Below are 18,032 nucleotides of genomic sequence, written 5' to 3'. Positions count from 1 at the left end.
AATAGGTGCCGCATGACCGCCGCAGACACGTATTACGATTCCCTTGAAACCCGTGATGAGCATCAGCGCAATCAGGAACAGTTTCTTGCTCTCCAGGCCCATATCACTTACGCAAAAACGAATTCTCCTTATTTTGCAGAGATACTAGAAGGCGTTGACGCAAAAACTATCGGCGGTTTTGAAGCCTTGTCAGAATTGCCTGTCACAAGAAAATCTGATCTGATGGCTCAACAAAAAAAATCACCGCCGTTCGGTGGATTGAATGCGGAGCCAACGGATAAACTTGCAAACATATTCATGTCACCAGGTCCAATCTATGAACCAGGCCAGGATGTAAAAGACTTTTTTCGTATGGGCCGGGCCATGTGGGCCGCGGGTTTCCGTCCTGGAAATTTGGTGCATAATACTTTTTCCTATCATATGACACCTGCTGGAATGATGATGGAAAGCGGCGCGCGCGCTGTTGGCTGTCCAGTATTTCCGGCAGGTGTCGGAAATACTGATATGCAGCTTCAAGCCATCAGTGAATTACGACCTAAAGCTTATGTTGGAACCCCTTCTTTTCTCCGAATTTTACTAGAAAAAGGGCAGGAAGCGGGTCTTGATATGTCCTCCATTACGCATGCTAGCGTTGGCGGTGAGGCGTTACCGCCTTCCCTCAGATCCACATTGATTAATTTGGGGATGAAGTCCGTTACCCAGTCTTATGGAACAGCAGATGTTGGATTGATTGCCTACGAGAGTGATGAGATGGAAGGCATGATTATTGACGAGGGTGTTATTGTTGAGATCGTGCGTCCGGGTACGGGCGATCCAGTCGCGGCCGGAGAAGTCGGCGAAGTATTGGTGACATGTTTTAACAAAACCTATCCTCTCATTAGATTCGCCACAGGTGATATGTCTGCGCTATTGGAAGGTCAAAGCCCGTGCGGTCGAACCAATGCTCGAATTAAGGGCTGGATGGGACGGGCTGACCAAAGAGCAAAAGTTAAAGGTATGTTTGTCGATCCCTCTCAAGTTGTCGCGGTTCATAAACGGCATGATGAAATCCAGAAAGTAAGGCTTGTGGTGAGCAGCAATAACAACGTGGATGCCATGATGTTACAGTGTGAGATACGTGCTGAGGTGAATGACCAGCTTAAAGCCGCCATTGAAGAATCCATACAAAATCTCTGCAAGGTGCGCGGGTCTGTGGAATTTGTAGCTGCCGGAAGTCTGGCGAATGACGGCAAGGTTATCGACGACATCCGAACTTACGAATAGTAACCTTATTAGAGCAACGGCTATGATTTGCGCTAACAGCAGCAATCCTGTAGTCATGGCGGAGGATTTCTATTGATTTGGATTGAAGCTGTTACTTTATGAGTTTGAGCGTAGAAAATTTGACCTGCATCCGTTCGGATCATCTTGTTTTTGAAGATGTCTCCTTTCAGGTATCTGCAGGGGAAGCGCTTTGGATCAAGGGAAAAAACGGCGCCGGTAAATCTTCGCTGCTCCGCATTTGCGCGACATTGTTAAAACCGGCTCAAGGTGACATGAAATGGCTTGGTAAAAGTTGTTTTGACGATCCCGACAGCTATCGTGATGAGTTTCTTTATGTAGGCCATCAAGATGCCTTGAAAACCGCGCTGACGGTTGCTGAAAATCTGAGTTTTTGGGCACAATATCTCGGTGATGGGACTATTGATCGCGCACTTTTCGAGTTTGAGCTCGGTCCATTGAAGGACACGCCAACCGGATTGCTATCAGCCGGTCAAAAAAAACGCGTAAATCTTGCCCGACTGCTGATTACTAAAGCACCGCTTTGGATATTGGACGAACCGTTCAGCTCTTTAGATCAGCTTTACATAGATCTTGTAAAAAATCAGCTGGACCGTCATCTCGAAGAGGGCGGCACAATTCTGTACTCAACGCATCAGCTTCTTAGCCTGAACTTTTCCTCCTCACTCGTTTTAGATGCGATGGTGAGCCAATGACGAGGTTTCTTTCTATTCTTCGGCGAGATTTGAAATTGAGTTATCGACAAGGCAGCGCTATCTCTCTCAGCCTTAGTTTTTTTGTTATTGTTATCGTGTTGTTTCCATTGGGTGTCGGTCCGGAATTGAATATTCTGTCCAGGATTTCTGCCGGCGTAATATGGGTCGGTGCGCTTCTAGCCTGTTTGCTGACACTGGATCGCTTATTTCAAGCGGATTATGAAGATGGCTCTCTTGATTTGCTGGTCTTGGGACCTTTGCCGTTAGAAATGCTGATTCTTGGAAAAATCTGTGCTCACTGGATTTCTTCGATTCTACCCCTCATCATAATCACGCCCATTCTGGCTTTGTCGCTGAATATGAACCTGGCAGGGATCTGGGTTATGGTGCTGGCGTTGCTCATAGGGACACCGACATTAAGTTTGATCGGGGCAATTGGTGCGGCATTAACCGTTGGAATGCGGCGCGGCGGCGTATTGTTGTCGCTTTTGGTTTTACCTCTATATATACCAGTATTGATTTTTGGCGTTGCTGCTGTTGAGGCGGCAATCGCTGTATTACCTGTATCTTCGCACCTAATGTTATTATCCGGTATTTCATTAGGGGCATTAGTAGTCGGGCCGGTGGCCGCTGCCGCTGCATTGCGATTAACATTTGACTAAGTGCAACCAGAGAAATACTGACGGAAATAATGGCGATTGATTTACATAAATACGCTAACCCTCGACGGTTCCTGAAGATAATCTCGGTGATTTATCCGTGGTCTGTTGCTGCGACGGTTATCTTACTGGTTGCCGGGCTTTATTTTGGATTGTTCGTTGCCCCGCCTGACTATCAACAGGGCGAAACGGTTCGAATAATGTTCGTCCATGTACCTGCGGCCTGGATGGCGTTGTCGATTTATACGATGATGGCCGTATCGTCTGCAACCGGATTGATCTGGAAACATCCTGTTGCTGATTTATCCGCCAAAGCAGCCGCTCCGATTGGGGCGAGCTTCACGTTTCTGGCGCTTATTACTGGATCACTTTGGGGCCAACCCATGTGGGGAACTTATTGGGTCTGGGACGCTCGCTTAACAAGCATGCTTATTCTGTTGTTTTTGTACCTTGGTTATATGGCTATTTGGGAAAGCTTTGAGGACCCGAACAAAGCGGCGAAGGCCGCTACTATTCTTATTTTGGTCGGTGCCATAAATGTACCCATTATTAAATTTTCCGTGGACTGGTGGAATACGCTGCATCAACCCGCAAGCGTCGCAACATTGCAGGGTCCTAAAATACATAGTTCAATTCTGACGCCTCTGTTAATTATGGGGTTGGCCTATACGTCTTTCTTCTTGATGGTTTGGATCATTCGGGTGAAGACAGAAATATTGGGACGCCGCCTTAGAATTATGAATATGAATGCTCTTCGGGATAAATAGCAGGATTTTGGTCATCGCGGCATTGTGACGCATAATTGTTGTTGGTGCGTGTATTTTGGCTCGATAAGCGATATATGAAGGATTGACTATGTCGCGCGCAGATTATAGCAAGATTTGATGGAACCGATGGAAAAAATCGAGGCATTTTTTAATATGGGAGGTTATGCTGGTTTTGTATGGCCGTCCTTTGCCATTTCCGCTATCTGCCTTTTATCATTGTATGTCTGGAGTCAATCGAAACTCAAATCGATTGAGAACAAATTAAGTGCGGCCGAACAAGAACGGCCGAACCGTCGGCGTGGTACATCCGCACCTTCATCGAAGGGCACTACATGACACGTAAAAAACAACGATTGTACTTCGTTATTGCGGGAATGAGTGTCCTGGCTATCGCGGCTGTACTCGTGTTGACTTCTTTCGAAGACAGCCTCGTCTTTTTTCATAGCCCGTCAGATCTGGCGGAGAAAACTGTTCCTGCCGGTAGAACTTTTCGCCTGGGCGGGTTGGTCGAAGAAGGAAGTGTCGTGAAGAAGGGTGTTGTTGTCCAGTTTCGGGTCACGGACATGGCAGAGTCGGTTCCTGTGACCTTCGAAGGATTGTTGCCAGATTTATTTCGTGAGGGGCAAGGCGTCGTCACGGAAGGCCAATTGAACGACGACGGCGTTTTTGTCGCCTCCAATGTATTGGCCAAACATGACGAAAATTATATGCCGCCTGAAGTCGCAGAGAGCCTAAAAAAATCGGGGCACTGGCAACCTGAGGAAAACAAATAATGGTCGCGGAAATTGGCCAATTTGTTCTGGTATTGGCGCTGGTAACAGCAATCTGTCAAGGCACTCTGCCGCTTATCGGCGCCCATAAACAGAACACAGCACTGATGAAGCTTGCTGAAAATGCCTCCTTTGTCCAGTTTGCGGCTTTGACGGGCGCCTTTATCTGTCTGACAGTTGGTTATGTGACCAGTGATTTTTCAATTCTAAATGTCGCTAGCAATTCGCATTCTCTCAAACCGCTGCTCTACAAAATTAGTGGGGTGTGGGGTAATCATGAGGGTTCGCTTTTACTCTGGGTCTGGATATTAGCCTTGTTCGGGTTTGCAGTCGCATTATTTGGTCGCAACCTCCCGGATAGTTTGAAAGCACGTGTTCTTGCCATTCAGGGGTTGATTGGTGTTGGATTTCTTCTTTTCGTCCTGTTTACATCGAACCCTTTCGAGCGCCTTATACCAGCGCCATTCGATGGTAACGGACTCAATCCACTGTTGCAGGATCCAGGCCTCGCCTTTCATCCGCCTTTTCTATATCTGGGCTATGTTGGGCTTTCCGTGACTTTTTCGTTCGCCATCGCGGCGTTAATTGAAGGCAAGGTTGACCCTGCTTGGGCGCGCTGGGTTCGCCCCTGGACATTGGCAGCCTGGGCCTTCCTAACCATCGGAATTGCCTTGGGCTCGTGGTGGGCTTACTACGAATTGGGATGGGGCGGTTGGTGGTTTTGGGATCCCGTCGAAAATGCGTCCTTTATGCCGTGGTTGGCTGCAACTGCCCTCTTGCATTCGGCCATCGTTGTTGAAAAGCGCGATGCCCTTAAAAACTGGACAATTTTGCTGGCTATTATCGCATTTAGCCTGAGTTTGCTGGGAACCTTCCTGGTTCGATCCGGGGTTTTGAATTCCGTTCATGCGTTTGCGTCCGACCCTGCGCGCGGCGTATTTATTTTGATGTTTCTGATTTTCGTCATTGGTGGATCCTTGGTGCTCTATGCCGTGCGGGCACCGGCGATGAAAGGCGGAGGCCTCTTCGCACCTATAAGTCGAGAAGGTGCATTGGTTCTGAATAACCTGCTGTTATCGACCGCCGCCGCAACAATATTGCTTGGAACGCTTTATCCTATTTTTCTGGATGCGTTTACCGGAGAGAAGGTTTCCGTCGGGCCGCCATATTTCAACGCTACCTTTTTACCGCTTGCGGCACCGTTGGTTATCGCCATGGCGTTTGGCCCCTTCCTTCCTTGGAAAAGAGCAGATCTTGGGAGCGTCTTGTCGCGACTGAAGATTGGCTTGTTCGCCGTACTAATTGTTCTTGGCCTGACCTGGTGGCTGCAAACCGATGGCCCACTTCTAGCCTTGGTCGGTATGAGCCTTTTTGCTTGGCTTTTAACCGCCTCGCTTGTTGAATGGGCAGACCGGATAAAGTTATTTCGCGCGCCGCTCAGTTCTAGTTGGCGGCGGATGATAAATTTACCGCGCAGTGCCCATGGCATGACAGCCGCCCATATTGGTGTGGCGCTGGTAGTGCTTGGTATCACGGCTTCTGAAGCGTGGCAGTCGGAACGGCTTGGTATCATGAAGCCTGGTGAAACAGCTACTGTCGGGGGATATGAGTTTACGTTCAACGGAGCCGAACAGATTGTGGGTCCTAATTATGATGCCCTTCGTGGCTCTTTCACGGCTTCCAAGAAAGGCGGCGATGGATACCAGATGTTTCCGGAGCAGCGGGTCTATACAGACCCGCCAATGATGACGACGGAAGCTGCAATTCGTCCGATGCTTACCGCTGATTTGTATGTTGTTATTGGCGATGAAGACGGCGCTGGTGGCTATGCAACGCGGATTTATCACAAGCCGTTTATTTCCTGGATCTGGCTCGGATGTTTGACCATGTTTTTTGGCGGCTTTTTGAGTTTGAGTGACAGACGGTTGCGGCTCGGTGCGCCGAAAAAGAGACAAATAGAAATCAAGGGCGAAAAAGTGCCCACTCGAATATAAGGGTCCACAAATGCGGTTTCGGTTTTTAGCGCCGGTATTAACATTCTCAGCAATTGCCGTGATCATGTGGTACGCCCTTTTTAATCTGGACCCTTCGGAGATCCCGTCCGAATTGGTGAGCAAACCTGTTCCCGAATTTTCGCTATCGGGTGTTCCGGGGTATGGGCCTGATTTGGCTTCTACAGACTTAAAAACCGGGAAAATTACACTTCTTAATGTGTTTGCTTCTTGGTGTGTTGCCTGCTTGGCCGAGCATCCGCTTTTCATGGAACTGAAAAAGCAAGGCAAAGTAGACATATATGGGCTCAATTATAAAGATAAACCCGGTGCAGCGGCCGAATGGCTTAAACGCAATGGCAATCCTTATGTCAGAACGGGAATGGATGAAAAGGGCCGGGTTGGAATTGATTTTGGGGTGTATGGCGTGCCCGAAACCTTTGTCATTGGCCCAGACGGAAAAATAATGGACAAAATAATCGGCCCCGTAAGCCGGGATATTTACGAACAGAGGATTGAGCCGCTTCTCCAGGGGAATAATTCTTGAGTGCTATTTTTCGATCAGGCTTTATCGCTGCTATTTTCACAGTTCTTGTTATTGGCAGCGCCGGTGCTGTTTTCGTGGAAAAGCAACTGGATGACCCTGCGCAGGAAACCCGCGCTCGTGAAATCTCAGAAGGTATCCGCTGTCTCGTCTGCCAGAACCAATCGATCCTCGACAGTAACGCGGATTTGGCGCGGGATCTGCGCCAGATTGTTCGTGAACGGATCCTTGACGGAGATACGGACGCAGAGGTCAAAAACTTCCTTGTCGTGCGATATGGAGACTGGGTTCTCTTGGACCCGCCCTTTAAACTTCGGACCGCGGTTTTATGGTTAGGACCGTTTGCGATCTTTATCTTTGGTGGAATCGCGGTCATTCTGTTCGTCCGCGGGCGTGGCAATGTTGACAGTACGGAGATCGTCGCGTTGACACCTGAAGAAGAAGCCGATTTCAAACAAATCATGCCTGCTGATAAGAATGAGTTACCGAAATGATATGGGTCTTTGTCGGCGCTATTTTAGTTGTCTCTGTTGGAATTCTAATCTGGCCTTTTACAAAAAAAGGACTGGCCTCTATTTCGAGGACGGACGGCGGACTGCAAGTTTATGAGCAGCAGCTGAATGAATTAACCCGGGACATAGAACAAGGAATTATTAGTGCTGACGAGGCAGAATCCTTGGCAATTGAGATTAAGCGCCGGATGCTGCGCGTCGACCGACATGAAGGGTTAAAAAGTGCGGGCGGTTCTGACATCAATCGATTGCTAATGGCCGGTTTGGTATTGTACATTCCCTTGGCCAGCCTGTTTATTTATTTTGACCTTGGGTCTCCGGATCAACCATCGCAACCATTGGCCGCACGGGATCTAGATACGGAGAAAGCGGCCTTTACTGGAAATAATATTGATCAGCTGATAGAGAAGCTCATCGACGGGCTTAAGTCGCAACCGGATAATCTCGATGGATGGATATTGCTCGCCAGAAGTTTGTCGCGTTCTGAACGTTATAAGGAAGCGGCGGAAACCTTTCTACAAGCAACAACCCTAGCAACCAATGATCCTGATCTTTATGTTGGTGCAGGAGAAAATTTTTACTTTAACGCCCAGGGCGTCGTCGATGCTGATGCAGAAGATGCCTTTCGAAAAGCACAGGATCTAGATGCTAATCACCCCGGCGCGCGTTATTATCTTGCCGTTCTGCAAGCGCAACATGGCAATGAAGAAGATGCTCTTGATAGCTGGATTAAACTGTATGAGGAAAGTCCCGCGGATGCACCTTTCATTGCTATTTTGGAACGTCGAATACGGGATGCTGCAGAGAAAACGAGCAAGGACCTTGGAACGCTTTTTGACGACAAAGCCAAATTAGCGACTGTCGGACCCTCACAGCAAGACATCGCGGCGGCGGCGGATATGTCAGCCGATGACCGACAGGCCATGATTGCCTCTATGGTTGAGCGGTTGTCGACGAGGATGGAAGACGCTCCAGAGTATGAAGGTCTGATGCGTTTGGGACAGGTATATGCAACTTTAAACGAGTATGGCAAATCTGCGGACGCATATGCACGCGCGTCAGCTTTGATGGAAAATGATGTTGCTGCAATGGCAGCGGAAGCCTTTGCACTCATTCAGGGCTCAAATAGTTCGGCCGAAATTCCTGACCGTTCCATTGAGCTCTACCGAAGGGTTTTATCTCTGGATCCTGAGCAACTACAAGCCCTTTGGTATGTTGGTGTGGCAGAAGCTCAGACCGGTCGTGACGAAGAGGCGCTGGCACTCTGGATGAAATTGCAGGAATTGGCGCCAAAGAGCAGCCCGTTGTTTCAAGCCGTTACAAAATCTATCGGCGAACTCACCAATAAATGATTCATAATTTCTTATGCTAATTCTTGGCAAGAAGAGTGGAATACCGTAGCCTTCTCGCTCCTTGATACAAAAGCGACGAAAGAACAGAATACGTGGCCTCATTAGACCCAAAAGATTATGCCTTTAAGCGTGAAATACCCGAAGGCGACAGCTTGGAACGCCATGTTTGTTCCGATTGCGGTTGGGTCCATTATGAGAATCCGAAAGTTGTCGTGGGCTCTGTTGTCACCTTCGAAGATAAATTTCTGCTGTGCAAGCGTGCCATTCATCCGCGCAAAGGCTTCTGGACGTTGCCAGCAGGTTACATGGAACAAAATGAAACGACTGCGGAAGGCGCAATACGGGAGGCATATGAAGAGGCATTGGCGACTATTCGCATCCGCGATATGCTGGCTTTGTATAATGTTCCGCATATCAGCCAGGTGCAGGTGATGTATCGAGCAACGCTTGATATACCTGAATTTTCCGCCGGCGAGGAATCTCTGGATGTTCAGCTTTTCAGCTGGTCAGAAATTCCCTGGGATAATTTGGCCTTTCCAACTGTATACTGGGCCCTACATCAATATGAACAGATAAAAGATCAGGAAAGTTTTGTTCCCTTTACTAATGCGGATGGGGATATGCTGAAAAAATCGTTTGAGATACTCAAGCGATAACATTGTTTGGTTAGGATAAGAACATGCGGAATTTGTTAGTAAAAAGTATTGTGGCCGGCATTGTTGGCGTTGGCTTTAGTATATCCGTAGACGCCGCAGGCCTTTTCGACAAAGTTCAAAAATCCATAACCGATACGACAAATTCGGTCACTGGCGGAACGTCTTCATCGTCTTCCGCCGTTGGCAATCTGGATGTTGATCAGATAACGGAAGGCTTGAAAGAAGCGCTTCGAGTTGGTACCGACACCGTAGTTGGCCAAGTTGGTGCGAGCGACGGCTACAATGGTGATCCAACCATTCATATTCCGTTGCCTGAGGAAATGCAGCAAGCGCAAGCGCTTTTAAAGAAATTTGGCCTTTCCGACATGGCGGATGAAGTAGAAGAACGGCTGAATCGTGGTGCTGAAGCAGCGGCACCAAAAACCAAAGAAATTTTCTATACGGCGATCACGGAAATGACCTTGGAAGACGCCCAAGCGATATATAATGGACCAGATGATGCTGCGACACAGTATTTTCGGAGAGTCACCAGTGCCGATCTGAAGGAAACCGTCCGTCCGATCATGGAACAATCGCTTACAGATGTAGGGGCGATTTCCTCGTATGAGAGCTTAACGGCAGAGTATAATGATTATCCGCTGGTACCGGATTTAAAAGGCAATCTAACAGATCATGCAACGGATCAGGCGTTGGAAGGATTGTTTCATTATCTTGCCATAGAAGAGGCGGCCATCCGAAATGATCCAGTGAAACGCACCACTGAGATTTTAACGACAGTATTTGGAAACTAAACTGAGGCAGCTTTTAAAAAAGCTGTTAATGGCGCCGCGAAACGGTTGATGGATTTATACTCTTTGACGGATTCAGGCATTGTCTGCAGGCTTTGAGACAACCTCGATGCTCGGGTTTTGTCGCTAGCGACGTCCGCCAGCGTATTTGTAAAAATTCGTATGGTGAACAAGATGCCCGTGTCTTTGGGCAAGCGTTGCAGGGTTTGACGTTCTACTCTGAAAAACACCTTTTGACCGATATTTTCAAAATCTATCCGTGGGTCCGAACGATGGGTATCACGGATCCATGCCGGTTGAAACAGATCAGGACAATCATATAGTCCCCAGTTAAATCGTTCGACCTTTTTTCCTTCTTTCAGGTTTTGAAAAAATCGGTCGATAGAACTACCTATTCGCTCATTGAGTTCAGGAATGGGTTCATGGATTGCCATAATCGGCTTTCCAATCTTTTCCCGCAGATTCCAACCGGTTGGAAAGCAAACACAGGCGGCGGTCAGGATATACCCGTTGTCGCTTTCTTGCATTAAAACGAGATCTTCTTGAACCTGCCTCGCTGCGGTGACAATCGGAATTTCGGGTGATTTGGGCGGCACCTGGCTTGCTGTGTCGGGAAAAGTGTTTTGGCGCTCAGTGCGCACCAACTCAAGAATTTCCTGTTGAGCCTCCAACGTTTTGGGGTGTGTGGCGACAACATGATCGTAATGTTTGGTAAGGATCCGGTCTTTTTCCAGTAAGTCTGCGTGACGGTGTTGATCTTCATGTAACCAGGATCGGTCTTTCAGAGCCCGCAAACCCAAAGTGAAGCGAAAGTCATTTCCGCCTAAGGGAAAATAGGAAAGGCTCATTCGTCCGTGTCTGTAGTTTTTTCAATTGTGTGTTTGGTGATGAAGGGGACTTGCGCCATGAAAAACACAAAAGTTAGGGCGGGGGAGGCAAACACCTTAACGTTGACCCATATATCAGTGGAGAAATTGCGCCACACGAATTCATTTAACACGGCCATCAACAAAAAGAAGACCGCCAACCGTACTGTTAGTTTCTTCCAGCCGATATCATCCAGGTTCCAGAAATTATCAAACAGGACTTTGATAAAGGATTTTCCAAAGAGGAGGCCGGCAAACAAAATGACGGCAAACATTGTATTCACGATCGTTGGCTTCATTTTGATGAAAGTCTCGTCTTCCAAATACAAGGTCAGCCCGCCGAACACCATTACAACTACCGCAGTTACCAGCGGCATAGTGGGGAGCGTTCCGGTATAGTAATATGAGATAGCAAGGGAGACGACCGTCGTCACCATGATTGCGCCGGTTGCCAGGTAAAGATCCCCGAAATAATAGGCGGCGAAGAAAATGAGCAAGGGTCCAAATTCAGTTGCCGGTTTCAGGCCGGTGGGCATTCTACGGGTAGTCATGGTCGCAGATCAATCCTTCTACTAGTTATTGAGGCCGGAAAGCGCCCGCGCAAAATCACGAGCTTCAAAAGGCTGTAGATTTTCTACACCTTCGCCAACGCCGATCGCATGGACAGGTAATCCGAATTTATCAGCAATGGCGACGAGAACACCACCGCGCGCTGTGCCGTCGAGCTTGGTCATTACCAGTCCCGTGACATCGCATACTTTGCCAAAAACTTCAGTTTGGTTCAGTGCATTTTGTCCGGTCGTGGCATCCAAAACTAAAAGGCAGGAATGGGGTGCGTCTGCGTCAAGCTTTTTAACTACCCGGATAATTTTTTCCAGTTCCGCCATCAGATCACTTTTATTTTGTAATCTTCCCGCCGTATCAATGAGAAGCAAGTCTGCATTTTCTGCTTGAGCTTTTTCAATTGCCGAATAAGCAAGCCCGGCAGCATCTCCGCCGACTTTCGTTGTAACAACATCACAACCGGTCCGTTCGCCCCAGATTTGAAGCTGTTCAATAGCCGCCGCGCGAAAGGTGTCCCCTGCAGCGAGCACAACTTTTTTGCCAGCCTGCGTGAATTGATGGGCAAGTTTGCCAATAGTCGTCGTCTTGCCTGATCCATTAACGCCAACAATCAGTACGATATGTGGTTTTCGGTCTTCCATAAGGGTAAATGGTCGGGCGACGGGCTCGAGAATTGTTGTCACTTCATCAGCGAGAGCTTTACGAATTTCGTCGGGCTCGATTTCCTTGTCATAGCGTGTCTTGGCGATATTAGCCGTAATGCGTACGGCAGTAGAAACGCCGAGATCAGATGTTATTAGGAGCTCTTCCAATTCTTCCAGAACATCATCATCCAGCTTTCGCTTGGTGAAAATATCTGTGATGCCAGTGGAAATTGCGCTGGAGGATCGTTTCAAGCCATCATGTAGTCGCCGAAACCAGCCTTTTTTCTCTTCTTTTTCACTCATATTTAGTTTTCAACTTACTGCACTGGCGGATAGCTTCTTGCCGTCCGTTTTTCTGATGGCGACCTTAATGATGTCTCCGGGACAAGCCTTAAAATCAAAACTAACGGGGGCATAATGGGCAGTGCGACCGGTGTTCTCATTTTCAACCAGAACAGATTGTTCTGTTCCAACAAGGGTATCCAAGAAAGCGGACAAATTGTCATCGCCAGCTGCCCGAAGTTCTGCCGCCCGATCTTTGCGAAGATTGCCGGGTACCTGCGGCATTTTTGCGGCGGGTGTTCCCGGGCGCGCAGAATAGGGGAAAACATGCATATAGGCGATGTTGCAATCTTTGATCAGATTGAGGCTATTGAGTGCCATTTCGTCGGTTTCCGTTGGAAATCCGGCAATGATATCCGCGCCGAAAACCACATCGGGGCGAAGACGCCGCGCTTTTTCAACGAATTCGTATACATCTGCCCGAAGATGTCGCCGCTTCATTCGTTTTAGAATCATATCGTCACCGGCCTGTAAACTGATATGAAGATGCGGCATCAAGCGCGGCTCATGTTCGATGAGCCGCCATAAATCTTCATCGACTTCCACAGGATCGAGAGACGATAAACGCAGGCGCTGAATTTCAGGGACCGCGGCCAGCAATCGACGACACATTTGACCCAATGTGGGTGTTCCGGGCAAGTCTTCACCATAGGCAGTGATATCAACGCCGGTCAGGACGAACTCTTTATAACCATTTAGTGTGAGTGTCCGAGCTTGTTCGACAATTGCGCCGAGCGGAACCGATCGGCTATTTCCGCGACCATAAGGAATAATGCAGAACGTACAGCGATGATTACATCCATTTTGAATTTGCAGAAAGGCTCGCGCTCGTCCCTCAAAACCTTCAATCAAATGACCAGCGGTTTCTTCGGCTGACATGATGTCGTTCACCTGAACGCGCTCGGTTTTCTCCAGACCAAAAGCCTCTCGTTCCAGCTTCTCCAGATTTCCAAGAATGCGATCTACTTCTGGCATTTTCGAAAACTGTTCAGGATTTGTTTGTGCAGCACATCCGGTAACAACAATTTCTGAATTCGGATGGTCACGCCGAGCTTTACGAATAGCTTGGCGAGCCTGACGTTCAGCCTCATTGGTAACCGCACATGTATTCACGATCACCGCATCTGTTAGGCCGCTTGCTATAGCGTGACCGCGCATGACCTCTGATTCATAGGTATTCAATCGGCAGCCGAAGGTGATTATTTCTGGAGATTTCAACGGTTTGTTCTCACCCATTTTCGGTCTCCCGCAGGAGGGTTGGATCTAGATGTCCGCTGAAAGAGGTCGCAATGGCGCCGCCCATGAAAACATTTCCTGACTCGCCGATCCGCATATCAAGCGGTCCGCCGTTCAGGTGAAGACGTGAAGAGCGACCACTTAGGCCCCGAATATTCGCAGCGACAATTGTCGCGCAAGCCGCTGAACCGCATGCGAGCGTTATGCCGACGCCCCGTTCCCAAACTCGCAGACGAATATCGCCGTTCGGCATTTTACTTGCGACGCTAATATTTGCCCGTTCAGGGAAAACCGGATCAGTCTCGAGAATAGGTCCCCATTTTTCCAAATCGATTTGCTCTGCATCGTCGACAAAGAAAACAGCATGGGGATTGCCCATATTTACGCCGACTGGATCGCTAAGCGGGCCGGCGGTAAGCTCAATATGCGAAGGATCCTGGGCGTGGGATAAAGGGATTTTCTGCCACTCGAGAGACGGCTTTCCCATATCGACAACGATGACACCGGCACTGTCCTTGGTGCCGGCGAGCAGGCCGGCAAGGGTTTCAACCACTACAGCATCTTTAGATGTTTCGTCCATCATCATATTGACGACACAACGGGTGGCATTACCGCAGGCTTCGGATTCAGAGCCATCCGCGTTATAAATGCGCATAAACACATCCGCCCCCGCCATCGAAGGTTCTAATACGATGAGCTGGTCATACCCGACGCCACGGTGTCGATCCGCTATTGCCTGTAAGGCTGTTACGGAAAGATCTGGTAGGTTTTCACGACCGTCAATAATGACGAAATCATTGCCAAGACCATGCATCTTTATGAAAGGTATTTGTTCCATACGTCGCGATATAGGCGTTTGTGCACGCGGGGTCTAGTATTTCCTCATACAAGTTGTTACATAATTCTTGACTTATTCGGGATGCTATGGCTAATTCCGGGCACTCAAGACAATCGAGTCGCAACATAAAGTACCCTTTTTTGGTATCCACCAGCCCGCGAGTTTCGCGCCCTGGTGTTTTTTTCGTTGTTGAAATTTACGGTCTTGAAAATGAATTTGATGTGAGCTTGGACGGGTTTGTAACCATATGTTCGAAAATTTAACAGGCAGACTGGGCGATGTTCTTGGTAAATTGACCAAGCGCGGCGCACTCAGTGAAGCAGATGTCTCGGAGGCAATGCGCGAAGTTCGTATTGCTCTTCTTGAGGCGGACGTCGCACTGCCTGTCGTTAAAAGCTTCATAAAACGCGTTAAAACCCGGGCGATCGGTACAGAAGTGCTGAAGTCTGTAAATCCTGCACAAATGGTTATCAAGGTTGTTCACGAACAGCTTATTGAAATGCTGGGATCGGAGCAACAGGAACTCAATCTCGTCGCAGTTCCGCCGATCGTTTATATGATGGTTGGACTGCAGGGATCTGGTAAAACAACCTCGACCGCGAAGATCGCTAAATGGCTGACCGAAAAGCATAACAAAAAGGTCATGATGGCGTCGCTTGACGTACAGCGACCAGCGGCGCAGGAGCAACTTCGTGTTCTGGGTGAGCAAACCCAGATTGCGACATTGCCAATCGTTGCCGGACAAATGCCAGTGGAAATTGCGAATCGTGCACTGCAGTCCGCGAAATTGCAGGGCATTGACGTGATCTTGCTTGATACAGCAGGCCGCTTGCATGTGGACGAGCAGTTGATGGCCGAAATGGAAGCCGTTCATAAGAATTCTGTGCCAACAGAAACCTTATTAGTAGTTGATAGTTTGACCGGACAGGATGCTGTCAATGTAGCCGAACAATTTAAGGCCCGCGTTGACGTAACCGGTATTGTCATGACGCGGATTGATGGAGATGGCCGCGGCGGTGCAGCCCTTTCCATGCGCGAAGTAACCGGATGCCCCATTAAGCTATTGGGCACCGGGGAACAGTTGGACGCCCTTGAAGCGTTTCATCCGGATCGGATCGCCAATCGTATTCTGGGCATGGGAGATATTGTCTCTCTTGTTGAAAAAGCTGCGGAGACCATTGAGCAGGACGAAGCTGAAAAACTTGCGCTCAAAATGCAAAAGGGCATTTTCGACCTGGATGACCTTGCCAGCCAGCTTCGGCAGATGCGTAAAATGGGCGGCATGAGCGGTCTTGTCGGCATGTTGCCTGGTATGGGCAAGATGAAGAAGCAGCTGGATGGTGCCAATCTTGATGATAAGCTTCTGATCCGTCAGGAAGCGATGATCCAGTCCATGACGCCGAAAGAACGACGTAATCCGCAAATTATTGCTGCATCCCGCAAGAAAAGAATTGCCTCGGGTTCCGGCATGAGTGTTCAAGATGTCAATCGTTTGCTGAAACAACATAAGCAAATGTCGGGCATGATGAAGAAAGTGAAGAAACTTGGCAAAAAAGGTATTGCACGCGGAGGCATGCAAGGACTTTTACCGCCGGGAATGAAATTTTAATCGAAATTGAGATTGTTTAAGGAAAGAAACTGATATGGCTTTGAAAATTCGCCTAACGCGTCAGGGTGCTAAGAAACGCCCTTTTTATCGTGTCGTAGTTGCTGAAGCCAGCAGCCCTCGGGACGGACGGTATATTGAAATTCTAGGCACATACAATCCTATGTTGCCAAAAGAAGATGGAAACCGCGTCAATCTGAACGTTGAGCGTATCCAGCATTGGGTTGGCCATGGTGCGCAACCAAGTGATCGGGTCGCTGGTTTCATGGCTGCTGCCGGTATTGGTGAAAAACCTGTCCGCAATAATCCTGAGAAAGCTAAGCCAAAAGCGAAGGCGCAAGAACGTTTACGTGAACTAGAAGAGGCGAAGCAAGCTGCTGAAGACGCAGCGGCTGAGGCAAAAGTAGCAGAAGCGGAAGCTAAAGCTGCGGCGGCGGCGGCACCGGCAGAAGAAGCACCGGTAGAAGAAGCACCGGTAGAAGAAGCACCAGCAGAAGAAGTACCAGCAGAAGAAGCTGCGGCTGAAGAAGTTGTTGCAGATGATGCGGCTGCTCCTGAAGAAAAAGCTGAAGCTTAAGGCAACCAGAAATGCCGCAAGATGACAGATTGCTCTTAGGTGTAATCGTCGGTGTTAAGGGAATAAAAGGTGAGGTTAGGGTTAAAACCTTTACTGAGCGACCCGAAGATATAGTGGCATATGGCGCCTTGAAAGATGTAACGGGCCAAAAAACCTACAAGTTAAAGGTTATTGGTCTCAGCAAAGGTTTGCCGGTTGTTCGGATAAAGGGTATATCAGACCGCAATCAAGCCGAGGCCCTGAAGGGGACGGAGCTATACGTATTACGGAGTGAATTGCCTGACGTAAGTGACGAAGATGAATTTTACTATGCAGACCTGGTCGGGATGCAAGCTGTCTTTAAAGACGGTAAAAGTTTCGGTACAATTGCTGGCGTTCATGATTTTGGCGCTGGAGATATGCTAGAAATCATACCGGAAGGGAAAGCTGAGAGTTCATCTGTACTGGTGCCGTTCACATTGGAAATGGTACCGGAAGTCAATATGGCGGCGGGACAGGTTGTTTTGGATTTAAGTGACGATTTTTTTGATGTACCAAAAGATCCACAAAGTCAGGAACAGGCCTAACGCCACTTTGAAGGAGAAATGATGTGAGCGCCGGTGGCGCAGCAGAGGAGCGAGAAACCGATAAGATGACAGTTTGGACTGCCCATATTCTCAGTTTGTATCCGGAAATGTTCCCGGGACCATTGGGAGAGAGCCTGGCAGGAAAGGGGCTAAGTGAAAAAGCCTGGAATCTGAACGTCACAAATATTCGGGATTTCGCCGCTGGAAAGCATCGCAATGTTGACGATAGCCCTTTCGGCGGTGGTGCAGGGATGGTCATGCGACCAGATGTACTTGGTGCCGCCATTGATGCCACGGTTGAGGCATCGAAAGGAATTGAGCGACTGATATATTTCAGTCCCCGCGGACGAACCCTGGATCAGGCGTTCATTCGGGAGTTGGCTGAGGGGCCGGGCGCTGTGATGATATGCGGCCGGTTTGAAGGAGTAGATGAACGGGTTTTGGAAGCGCGTGACGTGGAAGAGGTAAGTCTTGGCGATTTTGTTATGTCAGGCGGCGAGATTGCGGCGTTGGCATTATTGGACGCCGTGGTGCGCTTGCTACCGGGCGTAACTGGCAACAGTTTGTCGCTGGAAGAAGAAAGTTTTTCGGACGGGTTATTGGAATATCCCCATTACACGCGTCCACCGGTTTGGGAAGATCGGACGGTGCCGGAAGTTTTGCTTTCTGGCCACCATGAGAAAATAAAGGAGTGGCGGCAACGTCAGTCTGAAGAGCTAACGAAACAACGTCGACGTGACCTGTGGGATCTTCGACAGAGTAAATTTTGATAAAAGGG

At 48.7% G+C, this 18,032-nt stretch carries 21 protein-coding genes; 16 read left to right on the top strand and 5 right to left on the bottom strand.

Translation table 11 applies throughout. The features are described 5' to 3' along the window. The first annotated feature begins 12 nt into the window (after positions 1–12). From V7723_RS01420 to V7723_RS01370, 12 genes are all read left to right on the top strand, one after another. Complete coding sequence (locus V7723_RS01420) at positions 13–1,263, top strand: phenylacetate--CoA ligase family protein (protein ID WP_335682630.1); 1,251 nt, start codon at positions 13–15, stop codon at positions 1,261–1,263. A 98-nt stretch (positions 1,264–1,361) separates the two neighbouring features. After that, positions 1,362–1,976, top strand: a complete 615-nt coding sequence (gene ccmA / locus V7723_RS01415) for a heme ABC exporter ATP-binding protein CcmA (protein ID WP_335682629.1) — start codon at positions 1,362–1,364, stop codon at positions 1,974–1,976. Continuing rightward, the gene (gene ccmB / locus V7723_RS01410; protein ID WP_335682628.1) at positions 1,973–2,638 is read left to right on the top strand and encodes a heme exporter protein CcmB; all 666 of its coding nucleotides are present in this window, start codon (positions 1,973–1,975) and stop codon (positions 2,636–2,638) included. The genes ccmA and ccmB overlap by 4 nt, the downstream gene beginning before the upstream one ends. A gap of 29 nt (positions 2,639–2,667) precedes the next feature. Beyond that, positions 2,668–3,402: a heme ABC transporter permease gene (locus V7723_RS01405; RefSeq protein ID WP_335682627.1), complete on the top strand. Its 735-nt coding sequence runs from the start codon at positions 2,668–2,670 to the stop codon at positions 3,400–3,402. A gap of 117 nt (positions 3,403–3,519) precedes the next feature. Then, positions 3,520–3,738 (top strand): heme exporter protein CcmD, encoded by a 219-nt coding sequence (ccmD, locus tag V7723_RS19735; protein WP_443024157.1) that lies wholly within the window; start codon positions 3,520–3,522, stop codon positions 3,736–3,738. Then, positions 3,735–4,175: a cytochrome c maturation protein CcmE gene (ccmE, locus tag V7723_RS01400; RefSeq protein WP_335682626.1), complete on the top strand. Its 441-nt coding sequence runs from the start codon at positions 3,735–3,737 to the stop codon at positions 4,173–4,175. The genes ccmD and ccmE overlap by 4 nt, the downstream gene beginning before the upstream one ends. Further along, positions 4,175–6,166, top strand: coding sequence for a heme lyase CcmF/NrfE family subunit (locus V7723_RS01395; RefSeq protein WP_335682625.1), 1,992 nt, complete (start codon positions 4,175–4,177; stop codon positions 6,164–6,166). The genes ccmE and V7723_RS01395 overlap by 1 nt, the downstream gene beginning before the upstream one ends. 10 nt (positions 6,167–6,176) lie before the next feature. Next, positions 6,177–6,710 (top strand): DsbE family thiol:disulfide interchange protein, encoded by a 534-nt coding sequence (locus V7723_RS01390; RefSeq protein ID WP_335682624.1) that lies wholly within the window; start codon positions 6,177–6,179, stop codon positions 6,708–6,710. Beyond that, positions 6,707–7,201 (top strand): cytochrome c-type biogenesis protein, encoded by a 495-nt coding sequence (locus V7723_RS01385; RefSeq protein ID WP_335682623.1) that lies wholly within the window; start codon positions 6,707–6,709, stop codon positions 7,199–7,201. Before V7723_RS01390 ends, V7723_RS01385 begins: the two co-directional genes overlap by 4 nt. Further along, complete coding sequence (ccmI, locus tag V7723_RS01380) at positions 7,198–8,571, top strand: c-type cytochrome biogenesis protein CcmI (protein WP_335682622.1); 1,374 nt, start codon at positions 7,198–7,200, stop codon at positions 8,569–8,571. The genes V7723_RS01385 and ccmI overlap by 4 nt, the downstream gene beginning before the upstream one ends. A 92-nt stretch (positions 8,572–8,663) precedes the next feature. Further along, positions 8,664–9,227: an NUDIX hydrolase gene (locus V7723_RS01375; RefSeq protein ID WP_335682621.1), complete on the top strand. Its 564-nt coding sequence runs from the start codon at positions 8,664–8,666 to the stop codon at positions 9,225–9,227. A gap of 23 nt (positions 9,228–9,250) precedes the next feature. Continuing rightward, positions 9,251–10,018, top strand: a complete 768-nt coding sequence (locus V7723_RS01370; protein ID WP_335682619.1) for a DUF4197 domain-containing protein — start codon at positions 9,251–9,253, stop codon at positions 10,016–10,018. Here the strand turns inward: V7723_RS01370 and V7723_RS01365 are convergent. The 5 genes from V7723_RS01365 to dapF are packed head-to-tail and all read right to left on the bottom strand — an operon-like array spanning position 10,015 to position 14,505. Further along, positions 10,015–10,863 carry a heme-dependent oxidative N-demethylase family protein gene (locus V7723_RS01365; RefSeq protein WP_335682618.1) on the bottom strand — a complete coding sequence of 283 codons (849 nt, stop codon included), beginning with the start codon at positions 10,861–10,863 and terminating at the stop codon, positions 10,015–10,017. The genes V7723_RS01370 and V7723_RS01365 overlap by 4 nt on opposite strands. Beyond that, positions 10,860–11,432, bottom strand: a complete 573-nt coding sequence (locus tag V7723_RS01360) for a septation protein A (protein WP_335682617.1) — start codon at positions 11,430–11,432, stop codon at positions 10,860–10,862. Before V7723_RS01360 ends, V7723_RS01365 begins: the two co-directional genes overlap by 4 nt. A gap of 21 nt (positions 11,433–11,453) precedes the next feature. Next, a complete protein-coding gene (gene ftsY / locus V7723_RS01355) occupies positions 11,454–12,392 on the bottom strand; it encodes a signal recognition particle-docking protein FtsY (protein ID WP_335682616.1) in 939 nt (312 codons plus the stop codon). 9 nt (positions 12,393–12,401) lie between these two features. Next, entirely contained in the window at positions 12,402–13,667 is a 1,266-nt protein-coding gene (gene mtaB, locus V7723_RS01350) for a tRNA (N(6)-L-threonylcarbamoyladenosine(37)-C(2))-methylthiotransferase MtaB (protein ID WP_335682615.1), read from the bottom strand. Next, positions 13,660–14,505, bottom strand: coding sequence for a diaminopimelate epimerase (gene dapF, locus V7723_RS01345; RefSeq protein WP_335682614.1), 846 nt, complete (start codon positions 14,503–14,505; stop codon positions 13,660–13,662). The genes mtaB and dapF overlap by 8 nt, the downstream gene beginning before the upstream one ends. A gap of 247 nt (positions 14,506–14,752) precedes the next feature. Here dapF and ffh point away from each other — a divergent pair, with 247 nt between their 5' ends. The 4 genes from ffh to trmD all read left to right on the top strand — a co-directional run bounded on the left by ffh (position 14,753) and on the right by trmD (position 18,024). Next, positions 14,753–16,114: a signal recognition particle protein gene (gene ffh, locus V7723_RS01340; protein WP_335682613.1), complete on the top strand. Its 1,362-nt coding sequence runs from the start codon at positions 14,753–14,755 to the stop codon at positions 16,112–16,114. Positions 16,115–16,148: 34 nt separating this feature from the next. Next, positions 16,149–16,688 carry a 30S ribosomal protein S16 gene (gene rpsP / locus V7723_RS01335; protein ID WP_335682612.1) on the top strand — a complete coding sequence of 180 codons (540 nt, stop codon included), beginning with the start codon at positions 16,149–16,151 and terminating at the stop codon, positions 16,686–16,688. A gap of 11 nt (positions 16,689–16,699) precedes the next feature. Then, positions 16,700–17,254, top strand: coding sequence for a ribosome maturation factor RimM (rimM, locus tag V7723_RS01330; RefSeq protein WP_335682611.1), 555 nt, complete (start codon positions 16,700–16,702; stop codon positions 17,252–17,254). 65 nt (positions 17,255–17,319) lie between these two features. Continuing rightward, positions 17,320–18,024, top strand: a complete 705-nt coding sequence (gene trmD / locus V7723_RS01325) for a tRNA (guanosine(37)-N1)-methyltransferase TrmD (protein ID WP_443024158.1) — start codon at positions 17,320–17,322, stop codon at positions 18,022–18,024. Positions 18,025–18,032: the final 8 nt, after the last annotated feature.

Origin of the sequence: Sneathiella sp. (assembly GCF_036960985.1) — a bacterium.
In the GTDB taxonomy this organism is placed as follows: Bacteria; Pseudomonadota; Alphaproteobacteria; order Sneathiellales; family Sneathiellaceae; genus Sneathiella.
The sequence above is the reverse complement of the archived record's forward strand: the minus strand, read 5'-3'. Positions and strand labels throughout refer to the sequence as shown.